Here is a 25,638-nt window from a genome sequence, read left to right as displayed (position 1 = left end):
TTATTTGAGTTTCCGGTAATATAAATTTCGTGCTTCCACCATCATACCCGGGTTATGGCACTGGATCGCGAATTTTCCTTTTTTATATTCACTATCGCTGTAACTCATCACCAATTGATCCTTCACCCATATATTTATACTGTCACCTATGGCTCTCACCTTCATCAGGAACCATTCTCCATCCCTGGTGAGCAACGCTGTAGCTTTACCGGTAGGCTTTCCCGGCTTCCAAAGCCAACCGGTATGCGCTTCCTGGTTATTGCATATTTGTGCTTCATAGCCGCGTGGAAAACCATCGGGGTTATCTTCCGGTTCGCTGGCTCTTATATACAAACCGCTGTTGGCGCCTTTACCCTGGCCGGTTATCCGGAATTCACCTTTCACCTCAAAATCTTCAACTACGGGTGCGGCATACAGGTGTCCCCGGCCATTTTGCCCAATGATCACGCCTTCCTTTACCTCCCATGTTGCATCACCTCTCGCTACCCACCCCGAAAGATCCTTTCCATTGAAAAGTGAAATCCACCGGGGTTGTATTGCCCATGAACCGGCAATAAAAGTCAGGCAAAGCATTATTGGTACGGTAAAGCGATCTCTCATTATTGAATTATTTTTTATAGTTATAGCATCATAAGCATAAAGAGACAGGTTTTACCGGTTTATACCGGAATTGGGTTCCAAAACTTCATCCCCGCATCATTCATTAGGTAGCAAGATATTTTACAACAATCCCTGTTATCACAGATATGGAAAAGCTGATCAGTGATCCGATCAGCACATATTCGGTTTTTTCTTCCTGCCTGTCTTTTTCGCTGAACCGGAGCAATCCCTTTGCCGTAATCAGAAGGCCGATCGCTGCATACTGATCCTGCAGTAAGAAAGTGAGGATAAGGATGCGTTCTAAAATACCGATCCACTTGCCTGCATTGGCAAGCCCGGCACTGCGGGGCAACTGGTCGCTCCATTTACGTGTCATTTGCCCGATCATAATGCCCGCCGGAAAGCTCAAAAATACATAGGCTGTTGTTATGATCCAGAAATGATGATTGTTGCCGGTTGCCTGCAACCATTCCTTTATATCCGCAATGGTATAAAAAGCATAATACCAGCAGGCTATAATAACCAGCAGGTGCATTAGCTGGTCTGTTAAGAAATACAATACAGTTTGAGGCCGGTACGATTTCCATCCGTCAATAAGGGTGTGCGATACAAAGATGACCAAAGCAAAATGCCAGTATTGAAAGCCCGTAAGCACCAGTGCCAATGCGGCAGCTATCAAAGTATGCAGGTAGAGCCAGGGAGAGGAAAAATGCCTCGAGCAGCGATCATTGACCCATTTTCGCGGTTGCAGTACAAAGTCTGCCAGCAGGTGCGACAGGATCAGTTTTATCAGCCAGATGGTGCTCATGCCGGATTAAATTGAATGATCATTTGATTGTATTCGTGCAATATCTTTTCTATTTCCGCCCACCCTGCCGACTGCGCATGTTTATTGATGGTAGACTGTTTTATTTTTAGCTTTTGGGATACCGCTGTCTGGGTCTGCTCCTTCAAAAGCTCCAGCACAACTTCAGCCTGTCTTGATGTTAACCGTTTTAGGATATAATCCGTGAAATATGCAATAACCCTAAAAGCAATATTCGCGTTTTCATTGGCCGACTGGATCCATAAGCGCTGATCATCTTTTAGCTGTTCAAACATTCTTCCCGATAAGATGAAAGCCTCACTGCTGGCAGTTCGCAAAGCTTGCACATTCCTGGCCGCTTTGCCTATTCCTATGCTGATGCGCACATCGTATATGCCGGAAAAACTTTTGGCCGCGGTTCTCAACCGGATGGCTAATTTTAATGCCGCTGAAGGATCTTTAACATACGCCTGGAAACTATCGCCGCGATAGAATTCGAATTTATAATTTTTTAAAACAGTGCTGAGCCGTGCTACCAGCTTCTTTCCCATGGCAGTTCCGGGAACCGTGGAGTTTACAATATCAGCGGTTATAACGGCGGCAAGAGACATATGCTATGGTTTTCATTTCAAATATAGCCTAAAAAGGCTATATTCTCAAAATATAGCCTAAAAAGGCTATATTTTTAAATTATAGCCTAAAAAGGCTATAATTGCAATATTGTGATTTTGAAATAAACCATCATAAAACAGAAAATATGATCTGATTTTCTGCGCAACCCCACTACCATTCTTCTTTTCTCAATCTTCCAGTCCCCATACTTTTCCTTTCATAACAGCAGGCACGCCTTCGCTCAGCCATTGTGCCGGGCGATGTCCTTTCAACTGCCAGTCAAAAAACTGCTGCTCTCTTATCTGCAAATCCTTCCTGTTCTTCCGCTCCATTACATTGTGCGCCTCACCATTATAATTGATCAGCCATACAGGTTTATTCAACCGGCGTAAGCCTGTAAACAACTCAATGCCCTGGTACCAGGGCACGGCCCCGTCGTTATCGTTGTGCATGATCACCAACGGTGTAGTTACCTTTGGCAGGTAAAACAAGGGCGAGTTTTCTATATACAATTGCGGCTTTTGCCATAAGGTGGCTCCTATGCGGCTTTGGGTTTTTTCATACTGGAACTGCCGGTTCATACCGGTTGACCACCGGATACCACCATACGCGCTCGTCATATTGCTCACCGGAGCCCCGGCCCATGCCGCTTTAAATAACCTGGTTCGCGTAATAACATAAGCTGCCTGATAACCGCCCCAGCTTTGCCCCTGGATTCCCAGCCGGGTACTGTCTATCCATCCTTTTTTAACCAATGCCCTTGCGCCGCTTACAATATAATTATATGCACTTCTGCCCGGGTAGCCGGTTGTATATGAAATATCCGGAACAAAAACAATATAGCCCCTGCTCACAAAAAAAGAAATATTCAACCGGCTGGGAGTAGGTGCCGGAGGAATATAGTGGTACAACCCATCACTAAGCTTTTCATAGAAATAACAGATGGCAGGATATTTTTTCTTAGGATCAAAGTCTTCGGGCTTATATACAATACCTGTTGCCTGCCTGCCGTTATAGGCTTTCCATTTAAACAGCTCTGCAGTGCCCCAGTTATAATCGGCCTGCTGCGGATTAATGGCACTTAACCTGGTTTCCTGTTGCCATCCGGCATTTATATACAGGTCTGGCGGATCTATATAGCTCTCCTTTGTATAAACATAAATGTTGCTATCCCTCGCTTTAGCTATCCTGTTGCTGCTGATGGCAAAAGGCCCGTTAACAACAGTAACAGGTTTTGCCGTGCTCAATACTTTATAGGTAGCTAAACCAGCATGTTTATTACCTTCAGCAAACATATGCAGCAGTATCTCCTCGGAAGGCGTAATGAATTTTTTTTCGGGATCGGTACGAACATATCTGTACGTTATTTTATTTTTTCGTCCTTCGCCTGCGGTAACATTAAGAGGAGCAACAACCTTGTCGGGGTCCAGTTGCCAGATATCAAATTTGTCGTATACCATAACAGACAGATCGCTTTGCGTCCAGGCCATCACACCGTAAGAAGAAGGGTCGGTTGGCATATCAAAGTCCTCATCGTATAATTTTGTGCGGATGCCTGAAGAAATATTCTTTGTTTTGCCGTCTCGCCAGGTAAAATACTGGTGCGCTTTTGCATCATACCACAGCACATACTTACCGGCAGGCGACACGGTAACATATCCCGAAAGATCTTTCCTGATCAATTCCCGGGTTCCGTCTCCCGGTTGTATGATATAAATATCTTTCAGGGTTCTCCCCTCCCACTGCAAAGCGGCGCGTTTACCCGCATCCGTGACACCTACAAAAAAATCACCGTCTCCCTCATTGCCGGAAATAATATTTTCAACCTGCCTGTCTGCAAGCTGAACAAATTTTCTATCATCCAGATCAATCATTGCTGTGTAACTCTTTTTAAGATCCTTATCCAGGTTCTTCAATTGTATGGGTTGAAGGTACTCGTCTTTATAATTCCAGATATCAACTTTCACCAGGTCAATACTTATCAGGGATGTATCCCTGGGCGGCTGAACAGGCGCGGATCCTGCAAAAAGCCGTTTCCCCGACTTACTAAAATGCACACTTCCATTTTCACTGATACTCCAGCCAACAGGCATCCCTTCAATATTTTTATCGGCGATCATTACTGCACTGTCATAACCGTTTTGCCAATACCACAATTTGTAGAATTTCTGAAGTGCCTTCTCACTGCTGTCTCTTTCAGCAACAAAAGCAACCTGGTATCCCTGTTCGTCAATAGCATAATTCCTGAAATCGTTCCCGCCTTTCATGACCGTATCAAACCGGTTCTCAACTGTTCTGAAGATACATACTGCGGCCTTGCGCAAACTGTCTTTTTTGACCGGCATCGTTTCTGTTATTAAAACATTTCCGGTCTTGCTCCATACATATTCACTTACAAAATCAAGCGTTCGCTGCACGCTGTCGCGCAGGTTAAAAATAACCAGCGCTGTACCTTCTTCTTTCTTTTTGCCCGGATCCGTCCTCTCATTGGCATCACAGTAAGAAACCGCAGTATCATTCAAAAAAATTGCATTATCATTTTTAATAACAGGCGGGTTGGTGATCCGTTGTCTTTTCTTTGCCTGTTCGGGGGTAGGTTCTGTAACCGATCTTTTTAATGAGTCTATCCGCTTTGCCAATGAATCGGATGCAGCTCCTTTTTTGGAAGAATCGGCTATTGGTTTTTCCAGTTGCCAGGCTATCCACTGGGCATTCTTTTCCGGGATTTTATACGACTTAACTCTTGCTGCTTTCACAACCACACCTTTACCCAATTCCACAACGGCCAATGAATCTTTGGGAAACTGATCGGGTGTTTTGTTTTGAATGCGGGCCTGCCTTATACCTGCATAAGGCGGTTTTATTTTAAAAACAGCATACCTGCTGTCTTCCGTAATGGCAATATTATAACCCCTTGCAATTGTTTCCCGGTACTTTGAATCGGCAGATTGAATAACAAGCGTTCCGTCTCCTTCCTGAACGTCAATTGTATACACAACCCATTTGCCGTTATTGCTTATCTCCCTCTCACCAATAGCTTGCCAGCCATCATATACCGTATGATCAAGAGGCTTTTTATGTTGTGCATTTACCTTTACCGCCAGTAATATGACTATAATGAAAAAGATCTTTCTCATATTCTTTTATATTTTTCTGATCAGTTCGCAAGATAAGATTAAACTTCTTTCATGCCCTCCTGTAGTACAGCCTCCGGGTTTGCAAAGCTACTGTTAACAATATCAATGACAATCCGCAATAAAAACCACTGCTTAAATATTCATGCTCATCATACACAATAAAGGCGAGTATAATACCATATACCGGCTCAAGATTATAGCTGAGGTTTACAGTAAAGGGGGATATTTTTTTCAATGCCTGAAGCGACAGGTTAAAAGCAAGGACTGTACAAAACCAACCCAATACCAGCAGCCAGAGAAAATCTCCGGCAGTAGGCATGACATGATCTTCCGGAAAAAAGCCGAGGTAAAAAGGCATGCTTAAAGTTAATACAATGAGCCCGCCTGTAAGCTCATAAAACGTAAGGCTTTGAGGAGATATATGCCTAATTATTTTTTTATTGAGCACAGGAAATAAGGCGGCAAACAATGAAGAGATAATGCCCAGCAGTATCCCCAGTTTATATTGCTTATCGAAATGAAAGATCAACCAGATCCCTGCAATGGCCAATGTGCCGTACAGCACTTCAACCCAATCTATTTTTCTATGCAGTATCAACGGCTCCAGGAAAGCAGAAAAAAAACCAATGGCAGAAAAACACACCAGGGCAACAGATACATTGGCATATTTAATACTGCCATAAAAAAGCACCCAGTGCAAAGCAACAACAGCGCCCGTTGCAAGTATACGCAAATGCAAAGAAAGGGCAACTTTCTGCAAGCCGCCCGTAAACAAAAAGATCATTGCGAGGGTACATGAGGTGATAAAAAGCCGCCACCATACCAGTAATCCTTCGTTTAATGTTATAAGCCTGCCCAGTATGCCCGAAAAACCTGCCAGGAATATTGCTGCATGTAAAGACAATAAAGCCTTCTTCATTAAAAAAATAAAATTAGTCAATACACACGGAAGCACACTTCTGTAACACGCACTCTACGGGCAGCACAGATTTAACTCAATACCTCTTTAACTCAATACCTCAGCCCGGAGCGTTGATGTGGGAATAAAACTATTACGTACTTTTCTGCGGTAATTTTTAAACATGCTTTGCCACTGTATCTTAAGCACTCCCAATATACCTTCTTTTACAATATTCTTATTCATTTTTGAGGTACCGAATTTGCGGTCAACAAAGGTGATAGGTATTTCAACAACCTTAAAGCCAAGTTTCCATGCGGCAAATTTCATTTCTATCTGGAAAGCATACCCGACGAAATTGATCTGATCGAAATTAATGGTTTCCAGCACTTCTTTTCTGTAACAGATGAAGCCCGCCGTGGGATCTTTAACGGGCATCCAGGTTAAAATACGTGTATACAATGCCCCGCCCTTGGAAAGTATGTTCCTGTAGCGGCTCCAGTTTACTGTTTTGCCTCCTTTTACATACCGTGAACCAACCACAACATCGGCTCTGTATGCGCATGCCTGGTACAATCGTTCAAGGTCTTCAGGATTATGAGAGAAATCGGCATCCATTTCAAAAATATACCGGTACCCCCTGTCTATTGCCCATTTGAACCCGTCAATATAGGCAGTGCCCAGCCCCTGTTTACCTTCACGTACCCGGAGGAACAACTGACCAGGATACCCTTTTTGCATTTCCCGCACCAAAGCGGCAGTACCATCGGGGGAATTATCATCAACAACCAGCACATGAAAATTAAGATCCATTCCGAAAATAGCGTGAAGGATGGACTTTATATTTTCATTTTCATTGTAAGTAGGTATGACCACCAGCTTTTCCAACAGAGATTGTATTTTTTGTACTATAAAATTACTTTATGCTCTTTTTTTAAAAATGAATTTACGCTTTCTTTAACAAGGTCCGGTTAAGAATTTCGGTAAGCTTTTGTTTGGTATGCATAGGAAAATCGCCCTTCATCATCCAATCGTAATACTGAGGTTCAGCTTTAAGCACTTCGGTTACAGGCCTACCCTTATGTTTTCCGAAATTAAAGATTTCTATTTCATTTTCCATGATAAAACGCCGGGCGAAATCCACAATTTGTTCCTGTCCGGTAAACTTAATAACCGATTCCACAGTTGTACCCACCTGGGTATATTTCTCCAATTGCGACTCCAGTATTTCAAAAGTTGCGACAGCATCTGCCTCAGCACTATGCGCGTTATCAAGATCTTTCCCGCAATAAAATTTATACGCTGCACTCAATGTGCGCGGCTCCATCATATGATAAAGCTTTTGAACGTCCAGTAAATGCCGGTTGGTAACATCAAATTCCAGCCCCGAACGCAAGAATTCTTCTACCAGCATAGGAATATCAAAACGGTTGGAATTGTATCCTGCCAAATCACAGTTGTATAAAAACTGGCGTATTTCATTGGCGATCTGTTTAAAAGAAGGTGCATCCTTAACCATATCATCGGTGATGCCATGCACATCGGAAGATGCTTTAGGAATCGGCATCTGAGGATTAACCAGCTTTCTCTTCACTACCCGGCTACCGTCTGGCTGCACTTTTACTATAGCTAATTCAACAATACGGTCAACCGCCAGGTTCGTTCCGGTCGTTTCCAGGTCAATAACAGCCAACGGGCGGGTTAATTGTAATGGCATAAGCGTGAACAATAATTGTTTTGATGCGGCAAAATAGCTAAAATTATAATACTATTGGCGTTCTGTTAACATAAGTCAAACAATTTTGCTTCCAAAGAAAAGCAATTTATAAAATTTGTTTATTCAGGGTAATGTTTGTTTATTTGCACATCTCGCTAAGTACATTCTGTGTATTTCCAATTCCCCTTTTGAAGAATAACATTATCTCCTACTCCTACGGGCACCATGCTTGGAAAATGTTATTGTTTTACCTAAAAACTTCAAAAATGAAAAAAGTTTTCGCTATCGCTCTGCTCGTTATTACTTTGGGTGCTGCTTTTGCTTCCTGCACCTCCTCCAGAGGAGGATGTAAAGCTACACAAGGAATGGTTGGTTACAGATAAGCTTTTTGCTTTTTATATTATTTTATAAAGGTTATCGCTTCGGTAACCTTTTTTATTTCTCGTTCAGGCAGCAACGCAGGAGTTGGTATGTACAACTGTCGGAAAGTGACAGGTTCCCTGCTGCGTCTATTTCCCTTCCTGTTGTTGCACCACACAAAGAACCCCGGCTCGCTGGCCGGGGTTCTTCAATCTTCAGAAATTTATAGTCAATTTAATTATAGTGTAGTTTCAGGTCTACCCGACGGTTTTTAGCACGACCCGCTGCTGTTTTATTATCAGCTACAGGCTGGTCCTGACCAAAGCCTGCGGATATAAGGCGCGATGGATCAACACCGCTCTTTGTAGTTAGATAATCCACCACAGACTGGGCTCTCTGCTCACTCAGGATCTGGTTTCTATCCGGCTTGCCGGTGTTATCGGTATGTCCTTCTACATCTAATTTGAGATTGGGATCTTCATTGAGGATTTTGGCTACTTCATCAAGCGATTTGAACGATTTTGCCAGGAGTTTGGAGCTACCTGTAGCAAAAAATACATTCTTCGCTGCCACATCAATACGTTTCTTCACTTCTTCCTTAATTTCGGGGCAACCCTGATTGCTTGCGGGTCCGGCCAGCGCAGGACACTTATCTTCTTCATCATTTACACCATCTCCATCGGTATCCGGTACAGGGCAACCCTGGTATTTGGCTATACCCGCTTCGTTAGGGCATTTGTCTTCTTCATCATTTATTCCGTCGCTATCGGTATCGGGTATCGGACAACCATCGTATTTTTCAAGTCCCTTTATGTTAGGGCATTTATCATCCTTATCCGGAATACCGTCTCCATCGGTATCAGGACAGCCATTGAACCGGGCCAAACCAGCAACATCCGGGCAGGCATCCAAAGAGTCCACAATACCATCATTGTCTGTATCTGCCGGTGGCGGCGGCGGTGGAATAGCTTTAGGCTCCTTTTTGTCAAACAAAGAACCCGCAACTCCCAGGCTGTAAAACAAATGATTGGCAGTGGTTGCTGTAGTTACAGCAACGCGGTATTGCGCATTAAAATTAATAAAAGCCTGGTCTAACAGATTAACCTGCACACCCAAACCCAGTGGCACATAGGCGCCCCAATAACCATTCCATTGAGAGCCGCCAATACCGGCGGTTAAATAAGGGGTAACCCAATACCTGTCGCTCAGCAGCTTCGCATTGATATTCGCGTCTAACTCGGCCAACAGTTTGTCGTTACCGCCCTGTGGCTTATCCGGCACAGGATATCCGGTAAAAGTTCCCCCCAACCGGGCCATGAAATCAAGATGATCGGTGAGTCCCTGAAAATAAGACAGCGCTAAACCGGGACTCATACGCCCTGTTTTATACCATTGCTTGTCTTTCAGAACCTGATTAAGTGAGGTGTTCTTTAAATCCTGCGCAGTTTGAAAATCATGAAAAGTAAATGAAAAGCCAAATGCCGGTTTCTTTTTGTAAGGATTTTTTATGGCATTTTCCTGGGTGAAAGCGGTGCTGAACAGGCATATTGCCAATAAGCTCAATAACGGTTTTCTCATAAAATGTATTTTGATTAAAAGTTGTATAAAGGTATGCGGATGATAAATAACAATCAAATTATTTATGATGTTTGTCACACTGTTCATCAGTGTGTTATGGCTTTAAAATGACCTCAACCTTTACTTTTGTAAGCCCTTTTCTTAAAAAAGCCAGTTTTTTTGCAGCTGCTTTTGAAAGATCAATAAGCCGCTTGTTTTTGGGGTGCATACGGTCGGTAATTTGAACTATGACGATTTTTTTATTTGAAAGGTTGCTTACTTTTACCCACGTACCCAGGGCAAAGCGATTACTCGCTGCCGTCAGTTTATGCTTATCATACTTTTTCCCATTGGCCATAAGCCTTCCATGAAATTTATCCGCGTAAAAACTGGCTATCCCCTGCTGAACTGCCGGATATTTAGCTGCTTTCTTTGCAGCAGCATGCTGAGCCGTTGCCCATGTACAAATGCAAAGAGAGATAAACACTAGCAGGAATTGTTTCATTGCAACCGGTTTTCTGACAGCAGAGCGGGAATAATTCTGCAAATCTGAGACCATAATTATTTTCACTGGTCTTATCCCATACGATGGTGGTGATACATATAAACAAATAACCGGGGCATCAATCAACTGATTTACCCGGATAGTTACGCGAAACCCAGCGGCTATAACGTTAACAGGGTATGTTTATTGCTAAACCAGTTTTGCCTTGCGATCTTATCTTCGGCATAAACGTCGTCAAAAAAAACCACTTTCCCATCTCTTGCTTCGCAGGTAAAGTAGCGGATAAATATGGGTATTTTGCGGGAGAAATTAACGGTGTGTTTTTCTTTCCTTTTCATCCATGCGGCAAGGGTATCCGGCTTATAACGGATGCTATCGTTTTTTACCAGGTAGTCAGATAATTTTTGCCATTGCTGTACCCGCACACAACCATGACTGAGCGCCCTGTTCGTTTTTGAAAAGAGCCAGCGGGCATTTGTATCATGCAGGTATACACTATACTTGTTCCTGAAATTAAACTTAATTACACCCAGCGAATTGTCATCGCCTTCGCGTTGCTTCAGTAAATAAGGGAAATATTTTTTATTCAGCCGGAACCAGTTAATACTGTCGGGCGCTATTATACTGTCATTTTTGTCAACTACCATCAGGTTTTGCTCATCAAGATATCCCACATCTTCACGGATTTTAGGCAGCATTTCCTTAAATATAATACTAAAAGGCACTGTCCATTGAGGAAAGACAATAAAATTAGTAAGGGTACTGTTAAGCAGCGGAGTTCTTGTCAGCGGCCTGCCCACAATTATTTTTGATTCGAGTTTTAATGTATCGGTATCCCATAAACGTAACCGGTACGAAGGGATATTTACCCACACATACCGCGCCGGCATGGTATCAGGCAATTGCTTGTAACGATCTAAGTTAATGGCTACGGTCTTAAATTTTTCCTGGTCGTTATCATTGAGTGATTTAACTACCATTGGGCCGGCTATACCATCTACCTTAAGATCATTTTGTGCCTGGTATGCTTTTACTGCAGCGGTTAATTCTGAAGTATCCGCAGGCCTATCATTAAACGGCAAAAATCCGCTTTCATACAAACGGGTTTGCAGGTTTTTAAGGAACGCTATTGAATCCGATGGAATTTCAAAGGGATAAGACAGGTAAGTATAGTTCGTTCTGTCCATTGAATCAATAAAATTCCTCAATGCCGTCCTTAGCTGCATATACCCTTCATGGCGCGGCTCAAGTTCTTCAAGGAGCTGCGTCAATTCTTTTTTTTCAAATACATTTTTTAGCAGCGATATATAAAAGGAATCCGTAAGCAAAGTATCTTTCCTGAGTGTAACGCTGTCTGTTGTGAGCCTTCCTAATTTAATATCTTTTGCTATTTGCATAAATGCATCGGTAAATAAAAGGTCGGCACGTGCCCACATGGCCGCATCAAGCATCGCAAGAGAATCCGTTTTTAGCTCGTGATATATGAGGTTTAACGGGTGCAGATGATAATCGGAGGGAAACAAACCATATCTTTCGCTATGCCTGATGAATGTATACAATGAATCGGCAATCCATAACCATTCTTCACGATTGCTCCACGTGCGCTGCGAATCGCGTGTATTGTACCAGGCCTTAACGGCCGGCAGCATGCTAAACGATAAACTGTCATAAAGCTTTCCATCATTCTCCGAGGCAAAAGCAATACCGATAACAATGTTTTCACCGGTCTTCCTGTTCAGGTTTTCCGGCTTGCGCACAATCTCTACATTTTTAGGCTTCTGGGAGGTTTCATTACACGAAAACAGGAACACTGCCGGCAGGAGTATCCGGCATAAGTATGTACAGCACTTCTTTATCATAAGTCCGGGTGAATTGAAATGAAGGCGCTTCAGTTTGATCACAGCCTGAGTGTAAATTGCATAATAATGTCTGAAATAACAAAAGCTGCTGATCATTATTGTATACAAATCCGTCTTTTTTTTATGTGATTTCATAACCAGTTCTGCTATAAAAGACTTTCGCAAAAATGTGTCCATTTTTGAGGCATGAGTTACAACAGCTTTCTGAATGCGCATTAAATCCGCCATTGCTTTCTGTATATCGGTTAACCGCCAGCACATGACAGCACATGACAGCTTTAACAAGGCTATGGTATACTTTTGACCACAGATTGTTTCCACCACTTGAAAAGACAAATGAATGCAGGTAATTTTAGGAATTGTTTATCATTTTATAGGAGGTTTCGCGTCAGGCAGTTTTTATACACCGTTTAAGAAAGTCAAGGGCTGGGCATGGGAAAGCTACTGGATAGCAGGCGGCATTTTTTCATGGTTAATCGTTCCCCCGCTGGCTGCTTATTTAACGATTCCCGGTTTTGCCGAAATCATTAAAAGCACTGATGGCAGTATTTTAGGCATTACTTATTTGTTTGGCGTGCTTTGGGGCATCGGAGGATTGACCTATGGATTGGGTGTACGTTACTTAGGCATTTCGCTGGGTACCAGCATCATCCTGGGGTTAACCATGGTTTTCGGGTCACTTATCCCTTCCATATACTATAATTTTTTCCCTAAAGAAGGTAAAGACACTTTCAGTATGCTGATCCATTCCACATGGGGGCTGTATGTACTGGCCGGACTGGCAGTGTGTATACTGGGCACTGTTCTTTGCGGCAAAGCGGGAACATGGAAAGAAAAAGAGCTTGCCCGTTCGGGAAACAACGCACAGGATATAAAGCAGAAGACCGAATACAAGTTTGGGCTGGGTTTACTGGTATCCATTGTATCCGGTATCCTAAGTGCCTGCTTTAATTTTGGCATAGAATCGGGAAAGTCAATGGCGCATACCGCCAATGAAATATGGAAAACAGCACACCCCGGGCAAGGCGAATTCTTGTTCCAGAATAACGTAATTTTCGTTGTAATACTCTGGGGGGGACTTACTACCAATTTTATTTGGTGTATGATCTTAAATACACGCAATAAAACCTTTGGAGATTATACGAATGCAAAAACACCACTACTGTCTAATTATTTTTTCTCTGCTTTGGCCGGCATTACCTGGTTTCTGCAGTTTTTCTTTTACGGCATGGGCGAAAGTAAAATGGGTAATGGCGCCAGTTCCTGGATACTGCATATGGCGTTTATTATTTTAATAGCCAACTTTTGGGGCATTGTGCTGAAAGAATGGAAAGGGGTAAATGCCAAAACCAAAACCATGATCACACTGGGAATTGTAACTATAATAATAGCTGTATTGCTGGTTGGATACGGTAATTCGTTAAAATGAATTTATTAAAACACTAAATTAAAAAATATGCCTTCTGTTACAACAAATGAATTTAAGCATGTGAGTTATTTATGGGATGATGCAAAAGCTGCAGCGCTTGCAGGAGATGAAGTGGGCTTACTGATCTATCGTTCCAATTTATTAGGCGCCGATCTCCGGTTAACCAATTACGGCGGCGGTAACACATCGTGCAAAGCAATGGCTAAGGATCCGCTTACAGGAAAGGAAACAGAAGTGATGTGGGTCAAGGGTTCAGGAGGCGACCTGGGCACTTTGAAGAAAAGCGGGCTGGCGGCTTTGTATGTAGAACGTTTAAGAAGTCTTACCAATGTGTACCGCGGTATTGATCATGAAGATGAGATGGTAGAACTTTTTAACCATTGCATTTTCGATCTCAGTTCCAAAGCACCCTCTATAGATACGCCGCTGCATGGCTTTCTGCCTTTTAAGCACATTGATCACCTGCACCCCGACGCCGCTATCGCCATTGCCGCCGCTAAAGACGGCAAACGCATTACACAGGAACTTTTTAATGGTACCATTGGCTGGGTAGAATGGCAGCGGCCGGGCTTTGACCTTGGATTGAAATTAAAAAAATGTCTTGATGAAAATCCGGGGATACGAGGCATCATGCTTGGTTCGCATGGTTTGTTCACATGGGGCGATACGGCATTTGAAAGCTATATCACTACGCTGGAAGTGATTGAACGCTGCGCAACTTATCTCGAAGAGAACATACAAAACAAACCGGTCTTTGGCGGTGCCAGACTGGAATCGCTGCCGAAGGAAGAAAGGCTCGACAAAGCAGCTCTTTTGGCACCGGTGCTGAGGGGATTTTGCTCTTCCAACGTAAAGATGATCGGTCATTTTACAGACGACAACAGGGTACTGGAATATATAAATTCCAATGAGCTGAAAAGATTAGCGCCCATGGGTACCAGTTGCCCCGACCATTTTTTGAGGACCAAGATCAGCCCGCTGGTGCTGGATCTTACTCCCGCTGAAAACCTTACGGATATTGCAGCCATAAAAGAAAAGCTGAAGCCGCAGTTTGAGAACTATCGCAAAATGTATACGGAATACTATGAAAAATGCAGGCATGCCGATAGTCCTGCTATCCGCGACGCCAATCCGGTGGTGATACTATACCCTGGTGTGGGCATGTTCACCTTTGCGAAAGACAAGCAAACAGCGAGGGTAGCCGCCGAATTCTATATTAACGCTATCAATGTAATGAAAGGTGCTGAAGCCATTTCCGAATACACTTCCCTGCCACGGCAGGAGGCTTTTAACATTGAATACTGGCTGCTGGAAGAAGCTAAACTGCAGCGCATGCCAAAGCCCAAAGCGTTATCGGGACGGATCGCCCTGGTAACAGGCAGCGCAGGAGGAATTGGCAAAGCCATCGCTAAAAAGTTTGCAGATGAAGGCGCGGTGGTTATGGTAAATGATAACGACGCGGATAGATTATCCAATGCAAAAAAAGATTTTGCAGCCTATTACAGTAAAGATGTTTTTTCCACAGAACTATTGGATGTTACGGACGCAAACTCCATTCGCAAAGCTTTTAAAGCTACGGCATTGGCCTTTGGCGGCGTTGATATTGTGGTGAACTGTGCCGGCTTATCCATCTCCAAACCACTGGAAGAGCATACAGAAAAAGACTGGGATCTGTTATATGATGTACTGGTAAAAGGACAGTTCCTTATTACACAGGAAGGCGTAAATATTATGCGCAAGCAGGATATGGGCGGGGATGTTATCAATATTGTAAGCAAAAATGCCCTGGTGAGCGGACCCAACAATGCAGGCTATGGCTCAGCTAAGGCGGCACAGTTACACCTCAGCCGTTTAAATGCCGTTGAATTAGGGAAAGATCATATCCGTGTTAACGTGGTAAACCCCGATGCAGTTATTTCCGACAGTAAAATATGGGCCGGCGCATGGGCACAGGGACGTGCCAAAGCATACGGTATAACGGTTGAAGAACTGCCGGCCTTTTATGCCAGACGCACCTTGCTGAATGAAATCATTCTGCCCGGGGATATAGCCAATGCCTGCTTTGCTTTTACCGGCGGACTATTGAACAAGGCCACCGGCAATGTGCTGAATATTGATGGCGGCATTGCTATGGCTTTTGTAAGATAGGAGGGCGAAAAGAAACAAATAACAAGTTTGAAATCCGAAAGGTTCACAAACTACAAACAACAGGTACAAATCTCAAATCTCAAATCTCAAACCCCTGTATGCATCGTATTGCCTTTAAAATGAAACTGCACAACGGCTTTGAAGCGGAATACCAAAAGCGGCATGACGCGATATGGCCCGAATTGCAGTCGTTATTAAAAGAAAGCGGCATACAGGAATATTCAATTTTTTTAGAGAAAGCAACAGGGAATTTGTTTGGTTATTTACAGGTCAGCGACCCGGCCGCTATGGATGCATTGCCCCATCAACACGTTATGAAACGCTGGTGGCACTACATGAAAGATATCATGGACGTAAACGATGACGAATCCCCTGTAAGCATTCCGCTCAAAGAAGTGTTTTACATGAAATAAAAATAAGATCATGCAAATAGAAAAATATAAAATTGAAAGCCATAACGAATCTTTGCTGAAAGTGCATCGCAGCAAATTTGAGCATAGCAGAGCAACTATTGAAAAAACGGAAAGCATCCTGCAAAAGCTTACAGACTTCCAGGTAGCCATCCCGAGCTGGGCCTTAGGAACAGGGGGTACAAGGTTTGGAAGATTTTCGGGTGGCGGTGAGCCCCGCAACCTGGAAGAAAAAATTGAAGACATTGGTTTGCTGCACGCCCTCAACAGATCGAGCGGCGCCATATCGTTGCATATTCCATGGGATATCCCCGAAAATCCTTCGCATATCAAAGCCCTTGCGGCACAGAACGGGCTACAGTTCGATGCCATGAATTCCAATACTTTCCAGGATCAGCCGAACCAGCCACTGAGCTACAAGTACGGGTCGCTGCAAAATGTTAACGCAGCAGTTCGCCGCCAGGCAATTGATCACAATATTGAAGTGATCCGTTATGGTGAAGAGCTGGGCTCAACCTCTTTAACCGTATGGCTTTCCGACGGCTCCTGTTTTCCGGGACAACTCAATTTCAGGGAAGCATTTCAAAACACATTAAGCGGGTTGCAGGAAATTTACAAAGCCTTGCCGAACAACTGGAAGATATTTGTGGAATACAAAGCATTTGAACCCAATTTCTATTCAACTACTGTTGGCGACTGGGGACAATCGTATTTGTATACCAGTAAACTGGGTGATAAAGCATATACACTGGTAGACCTGGGGCATCACCTGCCTAACGCCAATATTGAACAGATCGTTTCACTTTTACTGATGGAAGGAAAACTGGGCGGTTTTCATTTCAACGATTCCAAATACGGAGATGACGACCTCACTGCGGGAAGCATTAAACCTTACCAGCTTTTTCTTATATTCAATGAGCTGGTAGAGGGAATGGATGCCAAAGGAATGAACCATGCCACAGATCTGGGCTGGATGATTGACGCATCGCACAATGTAAAAGATCCGCTGGAAGATCTGGCACAATCTGTAGAGGCCATACTCATTGCTTATGCGCAGGCTTTATTAACCGATAGCAGCGCGTTACGGCAGGCCCGACACGACAATGATGTAGTAAAGGCACAGGAAATATTACAGGATGCTTTCCGTACAGATGTACGCCCCTTAGTAGCCGAAGCAAGGCTGCGTGCGGGAGCAGCATTGGATCCTGTAGCCCTGTTCCGCAAAGAAAAAATACGCGAACAACTCATCAAAGACCGGGGAACAAAAACGGTAGCTACCGGACTGTAAGAAGAATATGGAAGCGGCGGTGAGTAGTGAATGGTGAATAGCGAATGAATGACAGTTTGGATGGAATTGGCGGAGTGATCCCTCTTCCGCATGCATACTCTTTTTACACGCCGGTTTTTGTCTTTCAGCCCCCTACCGCTTACCTTTACAGTTATGAGTAGCAGTTTGCCCGTTATTGCCATTTACGATATTGGCAAAACCAACAAAAAAGTATTTCTGTTCAATGAAGCATACGAAGTAGTATACGAAAAAAACGCCACCCTTCCCGAAACAACAGACGAGGATGGCTATCCGTGTGAAAACCTCGAACTGCTTACACAATGGGTCAGGGAGTCGTTCACTGAAATAACCGGGCTGAAGGAATTTAATATCGTGGCTGTTAATTTTACTTCCTACGGCGCCAGTTTTGTACATATTGATAAGAACGGAAAGCCTTTAACGCCTTTGTACAATTACCTTAAGCCCTATCCCGAAGAACTAAAAAAGAAATTCTATAGCCGTTATGGAGGAGAGATCATGCTTTCCATGCATACAGCCTCCCCGGTATTGGGCAGCTTAAATTCGGGTATGCAACTGTACCGCTTAAAATATGAGCAAAAAGCGGTGTTCGACCAGATCGCATATTCCCTGCATCTTCCGCAATACATCAGTTATTTGCTTACCGGCAAAGCCTGTTCGGATATTACCAGCATCGGCTGCCATACCAACCTGTGGAATTTCCCGCAAAACAATTATCACGAATGGGTGTACAGGGAAGGGCTGATAAGTAAATTTCCACCTGTTTTTGCTTCAGATAAAGTAAAAACGCTAATGCTTTCAGGAAAGAAGATCGTGGCAGGCGTGGGCCTTCACGATAGCTCTGCAGCACTTATACCCTATCTCACCAATTTCAGGGAACCCTTTATATTGCTCTCAACCGGCACGTGGTCCATCAGCTTTAACCCATTCAATAATATCCCCCTTACAGTAGAAGAGCTGCAGCAGGATTGTTTGTGTTATATGACCTATCGTGGGGCTCCGGTAAAAGCTTCGCGATTATTTGCAGGATACGAACATGAGCAGCAGATAAAAAGACTGGCCGAACATTTTAACAAAGGCACAGACCATTATATTACTGTGCAATTTGACAAAAATATTGTTGCTGCATTGCGGTCGCGGCCGGAAGCCCCTGCAAAAAAAGCGTCTTCCATAACGGCTTTTTCTGAAAGAGACCTCAGCTCATTCAACAACTATGAAGAGGCCTATCACCAGCTTATACTCGATATCATCAGTCGCCAGATCAGTTCTACCAACCTGGTGCTGGAGGGCACTAACGTAAAAAGGATCTTTGTGGATGGGGGATTTGGCAAAAACCCGCTGTATATGCATTTGCTGGCAGAAGCCTTTCGGGGTATAGAAGTATACGCCGCATCTGTAGCACAGGCAACTGCCCTGGGTACGGCACTTGCCCTACATCCGCACTGGAACAGGAAGCCAACTCCTGCCGATACAATTAAGTTAATGTATTATAATACGGGCGTCTTTTAGCTAACAGGATCAACAATTCATGACCAGGCTATTATGTACCGGGATCTATCCCTATTTTCATTTCATTAACGCTTCCTTTACTGTTTGTTCACCTGCTGTGGAAAAAAAGAATAGGAGATATCCGTTTGCACAACCGATATTTATCAAAATTCTTTTACAATAAAAGACAGATTCATGCGTCTATACCTTATTCGTAGTTCCCATGGAAGAAACCCGTGAAATAAACGCTTTGCTGCATCTTATAGATGATCCCGACAATGAAGTATTTGATACGGTGAGCAACCGGATCGTGAGCTACGGCAGGCCCATCATTCCCAACCTGGAGCAGTTATGGGAAAACACGCCTGACGAAATGGTCCAGGAAAAGATTGAGTTGCTCATCCACCGGCTCCATTTTCATGAATTACAGGCCGATATTTCAGGATATGCCAAAGCAACGCACCATGATCTGCTGGAAGGAGCATTGCTTGTGGCAAAATATCAGTATCCCCACCTGGCAGACACACCGGTTTTACAGGAAATAGAAAAAATAAAACGCAATATCTGGCTCGAACTCAACAGCTATCTTACCGCGCTGGAACAGGTAAATATCATCAATCGTATTTTCTTTAGCTATTATAAATTTAAAGGTGTTGAAGTTTCTTACCAGCACCCCGAAGAATTCCTGATCAACAAAGTGCTTGAAACAAAACGCGGCAATTCGATAATGAACGGTATCATATACCAGTTGCTATGCGGACTCCTTGATATTCCCGTAAAGGCAATTAACATCCCACGCCAGTACCTGCTCGCGTATTTTGACACTTCCTACGACTATTTTAATCCTAAAAAGGAAAACAACAATAATATACATTTTTATGTTGACCCTATGAACGGTCACGTATATACGCATAAAGATGTAGAAAATTATTTCAAAAAAATAGGCGTCCCCATCACTACATCCTATTTCAAGCCAATGGACCACAGGCTCATTTTGCAGTTTCTTCTGGAAGAACTGGCCAAATGTTTTGATACCGGCGACAATCTGTACAAGCAAACGGAATTGCTTGCGCTTGCCGATGTTATGGGCATGATAATATCTTAAAATGAAAAAGAAAAGTTTTACCCGGTACGTCATTTTACTACTGGTAAGCTGCGCATTGCTCTGGTTGTATTACCACAATGATCCGATCCGGCAGGGTGTAGTAAAAGACAGCAGCTTTAACCGGAATCTCAAACCACTTATTTATACGCGCCATGCCCGGTGCAGAATGGGCTGCAGGCATATTGACGATGCCGAAGTAAAAGAGATACTGCAAAAAGGAGAGATCAATTACAGTAAAAGTGATCTGCATTCGAAACCGGATCCCAAATATGCTCTGGAAGGGATAACGAATGATGGTCAGCACGTACGCATTGTTTTTGCACCTTCAAAACGGGGAATGGCAGTTATTACCTGTATAGATATGAATGAAGAATGGGAATGCAATTGCAATTGATATAACGATCAGCTAACGATAATGTACCGCATTCCTATGCCTGAGATAAAAAGAGAGAAGTGAAAGAAAGGTCTGTTCGCATATACTGTTTTTACAGATGCCCGTGTACCGCTTAAACCATTCAGGGAACGATCCGTTTTTTACTTTTGTTATGTCACCTCTCACAAAAAGATACCGTATATTACAATTAGCTCGTTATTTATCACAACAAGAATATGACCGGTCATGACCCTGCCCGTTAAAGCGCTGCTATGGCTCTATAATATATATGCAATGCTCCTCTTTGCATTGCTTATGTTTATTGTATTTCCGTTTGTGCTCATTGCTTCTTTTATGGGACCTGTACAGGGCGGGAATGCTATATACCGCATCTGCATGTTGTGGGGCGATATATGGTTCCCGCTGGTAGGCATTGTCCATAAGAATATTTATGAATCGCAGCACGATAAAAAGAGGGCATATATTTTTGTTACCAATCATATTTCCTTTCTCGACGCTGCTGTAATTGTAAAAGCCTACCGGCAACCCATACGTGCCTTAGGGAAAAAGGAAACTGCCGGCATTCCGGTATTTGGCTATATCTATAAAAATGCTATAGTAACGGTAAACCGCAGCAATGCGGCAGACCGCTTAAAAAGTGTAAGCAGGTTAAAAGCTGTGCTGAGAAAACATATTTCCATCTTAATATTCCCCGAAGGAACATTCAATGAAACCGGTAATGCGCTCAAGTTTTTTTTTGATGGCGCCTTCCGCATAGCCATTGAAACACAAACTCCCATTAAACCCGTTTTGTTCCTGGATGTATACAACAGAATGCCTTATGGAAAACCATTCACCCTTACACCAGGCAAAAGCAGGGCAGTTTTTATGAAAGAGATTGCGGTAAGCGGCTTAACTTTAAACGATATAGAAATGTTGAAACAAAAAGTGTATAAACAAATGGAAGAACGGCTGCTGTATTATGGAGTGAGTTGGGTGAAGCGGGGTTGAAGGCTACAGCTAATACAGGCTTTCACTATTCACCAACAACTTTTGATTACCGCTGTACATTCCGCCATCGAAATGAGCCGACGTTGTTTGGGTGGCATAGAGTACAATATTGCTGGTTTCAATCGCTGAAAACTGTAGATTTTCTTTTTCAATCAACATACTGTCACCCGTTTTTAAAATGATATTTCCATCCAGGGATACGCTGCCGGAGAACACGTAAAACAGAAAGGCGATATCGCTATCCGATGGTTCGGGTAATTCTATTTGTTTGCCTTTTTCCAACCGTAAGTCCCATATCTGCGTTCGACTTCTGATGGTTAACGGTGCATCCTCTTTATGTCCTGCTATTTTCCGCCATTGGTTGATACTATAAACTTCATCCAATTCCAAAAACTGAACCTTGGGTTGGAGTGATGCTTTTTCCGGGCGGATAAAGATTTGTAACCCTTGTAAGATTCCACCTTCTTCCAACACCAATTCTTCGTGAAAGAAGCTGACTCCCGCATTCATCAGCATTAGTTTATGATTGGAAATGGTTTCGCTAATCCCTTCCGAATCAAGGTGGTTTACCTTTCCGCTTCGCAGATAAGTGAGTATTTCATCATCTATATGCGGATGCATCGGAATCAAGGCGCCGGGTAAAATCCTGGCGTGGTCTATCCGACCTATCGTTGCAAATCCTGTGTCGGTTGATTGCGGCAGACTGAGGCCGGGATACAGAATTTGTATCCCGAAACCGCCGCGTTGTCTTCCCATTCGTTGGGTTTTATCAATTTTTATTTTCATTTCGAATTGTTTTTTGATTAAATAAAACTTCTGCCGCCATCTACGCTGATGGTTTGACCGGTGATAAATGAGGCATCTTCGGAAGCTAAAAAGGTTGTAATGCCCACTAAATCTTCTGCAGTTTGCCGTCTTTTGATGGCACCGTGCTCCGCTAATTTATCTATCAGCTCACCGGGGAAGGATTGCAGCACAATGGGTGTTGCCGTCAATCCCGGAGCTATCGCATTGACGGTGATATTATAGTCACCCAATTCTACGGCAAGTGCTCTCGTGAGTCCGATGATACCGGCCTTTGCAGCTACATAATGGGCTTGCCCGACCGGTGGATCAAAAAAACTGCCCGAAGCGGTATTGATGATTCTGCCGGCGGTACTTTGTTTGAGCATCGGCAATAAGCTTTTAATGACCAGAAACCCACCATCCAAGTTGATGTCCATCACTTTTCGCCAATCGCCATAAGTCATTTTTTCAAACTCTAAAAAAGGAAACCAACCGGCATTATTGATGATGATATCCACCGAATCCCATTTGTCTTTTATCTGTTGGTACAATTGCTGCGTACTGTCTTCACTGCTGATATTGGTTTTTGCCAGCAATAAATTTTCCGGATTCCCCATTTTGGAAGCCAATTTTTCAAGTGCTTCTGTTGAGATATCTACGGCTGCTACTCGTGTTCCTTCGTCTAAAAAGCGTTGGGTGATTGCTGTGCCAATCCCGCCGGCTGCACCGGTGATGACGGCTGTTTTATTGATAAATTTCATTTTGAACTGTTTTTTGGGTTATTAAAGATTCGATGACCGGATAATCGATGTATCCTAAAGATCCCGGGGTGTAGAGATGAGCATAATCCACCGGATTGAGTGTTTCCCCGTTTTTTATTTTTTCTGCAAAATCGGGATTGGACAAAAAAGAACGACCAAAGGCAACCAAATCGGCGAACCCTGCGTGCAAAGCAGCTTCACCGGTTTCGGATGTTAATCCGTTGCTCAGGATAATGGTTCCTGAAAAATTATTTCTGAGCGCCCGAAACGTTTTTTCTCCAATGGACGCATTGACTGCAATATGGAGGTAGGCTATGTCCAACTCATTTAAGTTTTGGGCCAACCAGGCATAGGTTGCTGTCGTTTCCTCTTCATCATAAAGTGCCAAATCGCCTAATTTTGAAAAAGGAGAAAAACGAATGCCGGCTTTTTCTTCACCGATGGCATCGGCAATTGCCCGGGCAACTTCAATGGTAAACCTGCTGCGGTTTTCTACGCTTCCACCATACTCATCATTACGGTTATTTACATTCGGATTCAGGAATTGTTCCAAAAGATATCCGTTGGCGCCGTGGATTTCCACACCGTCAAAACCTGCCTTGATAGCATTTTGTGAAGCCAATACAAAACCGTCTTTCACTTGTTTGATTCCGTCTTTTGTGAGTGCAATCGGTTCTGAAAAATCCTGCAATCCCTTGGTGTCGGTAAATATTTGCCCGTTTGCTTTGATGCCTGTCGGACTGACCAAAGAAAAGCCCTTCGGCAGATTATCCACGTGTCCTATACGGCCGGTGTGCATCAGCTGTACGAATATTTTTGTTCCGTCACGGTGCACCTTTTCCGTAATGGGTTTCCAGCCTTCCACTTGTTCCCGGCTGAATATGCCGGGTATCCTTGGGTAGCTCAAGGCTTCCGGAGCCGGTGCAGTTCCTTCCGTTACGATCAAGCCTGCTCCGGTTCGCTGTCCGTAATAGGAAGCCATCAGTGCGTTTGGAAGATTATCAATGGCACGGCTGCGGGTCATCGGAGCCATCACCAAATGATTTTTTAATTCGAGTTTGCCTTTCGTAAAAGGCGTTAATAGCTTTTTCATCTTTACTATATTTTAAATTTAATACAGCAAAAATAAATGGCAATAACAGTACAAAATAGCCGTATTTAGCTATAAAATAGTCCTATCCGTTAATTGTATATTTTTTAGGGGTCATTCCGAAATGCTTTTTAAACAGACGGCTGAAGTGGCTCAGGTTGGAAAAACCGAGTTCATAGCCGGTTTCGGAAACGGAGCGATTGGATTGTTTCAGCAAAAAAGCAGCTTCCTCCATTCTTGCGGTTTGGAAGTAATTATAGACAGAATCGCCGAAGGTTTGTTTGAACAGTTGATTTAGCTTGGTTTCGCTCATGGCGGCCATTTTTGCCAGTTCATTCAATACCGGTGGGGAACTTAAATCTTGCAAAACTTCATTTCTAATCATCACCAGCTTTTCTGCATCGGTGTTGTTGATACTCCTGTAAGTTTTGTTTTCCCGAATGGACAATCGCCTGAAAAGCAGATACAAGAGCTCCAACACCTTTACTTGTATGTAAAAATAGCTCAATGCATCCGTCATCGTAGTATTGGAAACATTTTTTAGCAGCAACTTCATTTCAGCAGCCATACTTTCAAAAAATAAAAAGGAGGCTTTTTCTGTAGTAATGGTTTTTATAGTGGAATTGGCATTCTCGATAGACAACAGTGTTTTAAGCTTGGATGCGGTAATTCCAACCACCATATATTGAGTGGGCGTATTGGCCGGAAAACGAATGGTAGAACTGAAATCGTTAGTGGTAACCTGCACGGCAGAATTGCTGCTTTGAGAAAACGGTACATAGCCAACTTCATTGTACTTCATTTCCAATGACTGCTCATTGTTGTAAAAGAATATACTCAGCAAATCATTCTTTTCGACGGCAGGGTCACGTTGGATGATAAAATCTTCTTTCAGCGTATAATGGTGCATCAACAATCTGAAATCGTTGTCAAATGTTATTCTGCGGACAAAACCTTCGCCGAGATTTTTGGGAATTTCCAAAAGATTTTCCCTGATGGGCGTGTTGATTATTTCCGCAAACTGAGTGATAAAATCAAAATCGGATGATGCTGTGAAGCGGAGAATCATAAAGGGTCATTCTATTGTATTAAGTCTGCTATTCGATATAAAGATACAAGAGGCATTAAATTTAAATCATTTCTGCTTTTATCTGGTACTCATTGGGGTTTCCTATAACGTTACAGGTTGGCGAAGTGCGGATAATAGCATTCCGTCCCGCCCGGCATACTGAAGTTGATTATTTAGTTGAAGTACAGATTATTAAATTTTGCCGATTGAGCTCGGTCAGCCATTTTAATTGCATAGATGTATTTATTTCCATACAAATCTCCTAACTTTCTTGTCATAATCAGAGGCTATTAAAGAATCAAGCCCATCTCCGCTAAGTCTTATTGTCCGCAAGGGGATTTTATTTAATTCTGTCGCGTTAATGTGAGTATAGACAATATAGTTCAGAGATTGGTATACCAAAATAGAGTCTGATTTTACTTGATAATATATAACCATTGAACTGTCTCCTTGGTAACAGTAAGCTTCAGCAAAATTAAATTCATCTTTTTCGTAAGGTCTTAAAGAGACATACAATTTTCTTCCGTTTAGTTTCCTTCCCCAATTGTAGCCGACTAAGTAAATAGTTTTGGCTTTTGTTACTTGTATTGAGTCCGAAGAATTAAAAGTATC

At 43.1% G+C, this 25,638-nt stretch carries 23 protein-coding genes; 8 read left to right on the top strand and 15 right to left on the bottom strand.

Features of this window, described 5'->3' with window-relative positions; genetic code table 11:
* The 10 genes from PLH26_RS00115 to PLH26_RS00070 all read right to left on the bottom strand — a co-directional run bounded on the left by PLH26_RS00115 (window position 1) and on the right by PLH26_RS00070 (window position 11,948).
* The gene (locus PLH26_RS00115) at window positions 1-600 is read right to left on the bottom strand and encodes a 3-keto-disaccharide hydrolase (protein ID WP_324583930.1); all 600 of its coding nucleotides are present in this window, start codon (window positions 598-600) and stop codon (window positions 1-3) included.
* A gap of 103 nt (window positions 601-703) precedes the next feature.
* Window positions 704-1,408, bottom strand: a complete 705-nt coding sequence (locus PLH26_RS00110; protein WP_324583929.1) for a DUF3307 domain-containing protein — start codon at window positions 1,406-1,408, stop codon at window positions 704-706.
* Complete coding sequence (locus tag PLH26_RS00105; RefSeq protein WP_324583928.1) at window positions 1,405-2,016, bottom strand: nucleotidyl cyclase domain-containing protein; 612 nt, start codon at window positions 2,014-2,016, stop codon at window positions 1,405-1,407. The genes PLH26_RS00110 and PLH26_RS00105 overlap by 4 nt, the downstream gene beginning before the upstream one ends.
* 189 nt (window positions 2,017-2,205) lie before the next feature.
* Window positions 2,206-5,154 (bottom strand): alpha/beta hydrolase family protein, encoded by a 2,949-nt coding sequence (locus tag PLH26_RS00100; protein ID WP_324583927.1) that lies wholly within the window; start codon window positions 5,152-5,154, stop codon window positions 2,206-2,208.
* A 49-nt stretch (window positions 5,155-5,203) separates the two neighbouring features.
* A complete protein-coding gene (locus PLH26_RS00095; protein WP_324583926.1) occupies window positions 5,204-6,073 on the bottom strand; it encodes a DMT family transporter in 870 nt (289 codons plus the stop codon).
* Window positions 6,074-6,160: 87 nt separating this feature from the next.
* Window positions 6,161-6,940 carry a polyprenol monophosphomannose synthase gene (locus PLH26_RS00090; RefSeq protein WP_324583925.1) on the bottom strand — a complete coding sequence of 260 codons (780 nt, stop codon included), beginning with the start codon at window positions 6,938-6,940 and terminating at the stop codon, window positions 6,161-6,163.
* Window positions 6,941-6,998: 58 nt separating this feature from the next.
* Window positions 6,999-7,769 (bottom strand): exonuclease domain-containing protein, encoded by a 771-nt coding sequence (locus PLH26_RS00085; RefSeq protein WP_324583924.1) that lies wholly within the window; start codon window positions 7,767-7,769, stop codon window positions 6,999-7,001.
* Between the two features lie 594 nt (window positions 7,770-8,363).
* The gene (locus PLH26_RS00080) at window positions 8,364-9,707 is read right to left on the bottom strand and encodes an OmpA family protein (RefSeq protein WP_324583923.1); all 1,344 of its coding nucleotides are present in this window, start codon (window positions 9,705-9,707) and stop codon (window positions 8,364-8,366) included.
* Between the two features lie 94 nt (window positions 9,708-9,801).
* Window positions 9,802-10,257 (bottom strand): septal ring lytic transglycosylase RlpA family protein, encoded by a 456-nt coding sequence (locus PLH26_RS00075; protein WP_324583922.1) that lies wholly within the window; start codon window positions 10,255-10,257, stop codon window positions 9,802-9,804.
* A 95-nt stretch (window positions 10,258-10,352) separates the two neighbouring features.
* Complete coding sequence (locus PLH26_RS00070; protein ID WP_324583921.1) at window positions 10,353-11,948, bottom strand: L,D-transpeptidase family protein; 1,596 nt, start codon at window positions 11,946-11,948, stop codon at window positions 10,353-10,355.
* 442 nt (window positions 11,949-12,390) lie between these two features.
* On the opposite strand from PLH26_RS00070, the gene rhaT reads away from it, so the two are divergent.
* From rhaT to PLH26_RS00030, 8 genes are all read left to right on the top strand, one after another.
* The gene (gene rhaT / locus PLH26_RS00065) at window positions 12,391-13,479 is read left to right on the top strand and encodes an L-rhamnose/proton symporter RhaT (protein WP_324583920.1); all 1,089 of its coding nucleotides are present in this window, start codon (window positions 12,391-12,393) and stop codon (window positions 13,477-13,479) included.
* Window positions 13,480-13,506: 27 nt separating this feature from the next.
* A complete protein-coding gene (locus tag PLH26_RS00060; protein ID WP_324583919.1) occupies window positions 13,507-15,627 on the top strand; it encodes a bifunctional aldolase/short-chain dehydrogenase in 2,121 nt (706 codons plus the stop codon).
* Window positions 15,628-15,725: 98 nt separating this feature from the next.
* On the top strand, window positions 15,726-16,040 hold the full coding sequence (gene rhaM, locus PLH26_RS00055; RefSeq protein WP_324583918.1) for an L-rhamnose mutarotase: 315 nt from the start codon (window positions 15,726-15,728) through the stop codon (window positions 16,038-16,040).
* Window positions 16,041-16,050: 10 nt separating this feature from the next.
* Window positions 16,051-17,325 (top strand): sugar isomerase, encoded by a 1,275-nt coding sequence (locus tag PLH26_RS00050; protein WP_324583917.1) that lies wholly within the window; start codon window positions 16,051-16,053, stop codon window positions 17,323-17,325.
* Between the two features lie 153 nt (window positions 17,326-17,478).
* Complete coding sequence (locus PLH26_RS00045) at window positions 17,479-18,852, top strand: FGGY-family carbohydrate kinase (protein ID WP_324583916.1); 1,374 nt, start codon at window positions 17,479-17,481, stop codon at window positions 18,850-18,852.
* A gap of 202 nt (window positions 18,853-19,054) precedes the next feature.
* Window positions 19,055-19,936, top strand: coding sequence for a transglutaminase-like domain-containing protein (locus tag PLH26_RS00040; protein WP_324583915.1), 882 nt, complete (start codon window positions 19,055-19,057; stop codon window positions 19,934-19,936).
* A 1-nt stretch (window position 19,937) separates the two neighbouring features.
* Window positions 19,938-20,330, top strand: a complete 393-nt coding sequence (locus tag PLH26_RS00035) for a DUF4258 domain-containing protein (RefSeq protein ID WP_324583914.1) — start codon at window positions 19,938-19,940, stop codon at window positions 20,328-20,330.
* 225 nt (window positions 20,331-20,555) lie between these two features.
* Window positions 20,556-21,320 carry a lysophospholipid acyltransferase family protein gene (locus PLH26_RS00030; protein ID WP_324583913.1) on the top strand — a complete coding sequence of 255 codons (765 nt, stop codon included), beginning with the start codon at window positions 20,556-20,558 and terminating at the stop codon, window positions 21,318-21,320.
* Between the two features lie 9 nt (window positions 21,321-21,329).
* On the opposite strand, the gene PLH26_RS00025 is transcribed toward PLH26_RS00030, so the two are convergent.
* The 5 genes from PLH26_RS00025 to PLH26_RS00005 all read right to left on the bottom strand — a co-directional run.
* Complete coding sequence (locus tag PLH26_RS00025) at window positions 21,330-22,106, bottom strand: pirin family protein (RefSeq protein ID WP_324583912.1); 777 nt, start codon at window positions 22,104-22,106, stop codon at window positions 21,330-21,332.
* Between the two features lie 17 nt (window positions 22,107-22,123).
* Window positions 22,124-22,867, bottom strand: a complete 744-nt coding sequence (locus PLH26_RS00020) for an SDR family NAD(P)-dependent oxidoreductase (protein ID WP_324583911.1) — start codon at window positions 22,865-22,867, stop codon at window positions 22,124-22,126.
* A complete protein-coding gene (locus PLH26_RS00015) occupies window positions 22,851-23,960 on the bottom strand; it encodes an alkene reductase (protein WP_324583910.1) in 1,110 nt (369 codons plus the stop codon). The genes PLH26_RS00020 and PLH26_RS00015 overlap by 17 nt, the downstream gene beginning before the upstream one ends.
* An 82-nt stretch (window positions 23,961-24,042) precedes the next feature.
* Complete coding sequence (locus tag PLH26_RS00010; RefSeq protein WP_324583909.1) at window positions 24,043-25,026, bottom strand: helix-turn-helix domain-containing protein; 984 nt, start codon at window positions 25,024-25,026, stop codon at window positions 24,043-24,045.
* A gap of 243 nt (window positions 25,027-25,269) precedes the next feature.
* A partial coding sequence (locus PLH26_RS00005; RefSeq protein ID WP_324583908.1) for a hypothetical protein occupies window positions 25,270-25,638 on the bottom strand: 369 nt, incomplete at its 5' end.

This window comes from Agriterribacter sp., from assembly GCF_035444585.1.
Classification (GTDB): Bacteria; Bacteroidota; Bacteroidia; order Chitinophagales; family Chitinophagaceae; genus Agriterribacter.
This window is presented reverse-complemented; position numbering and strand designations above follow the sequence as displayed.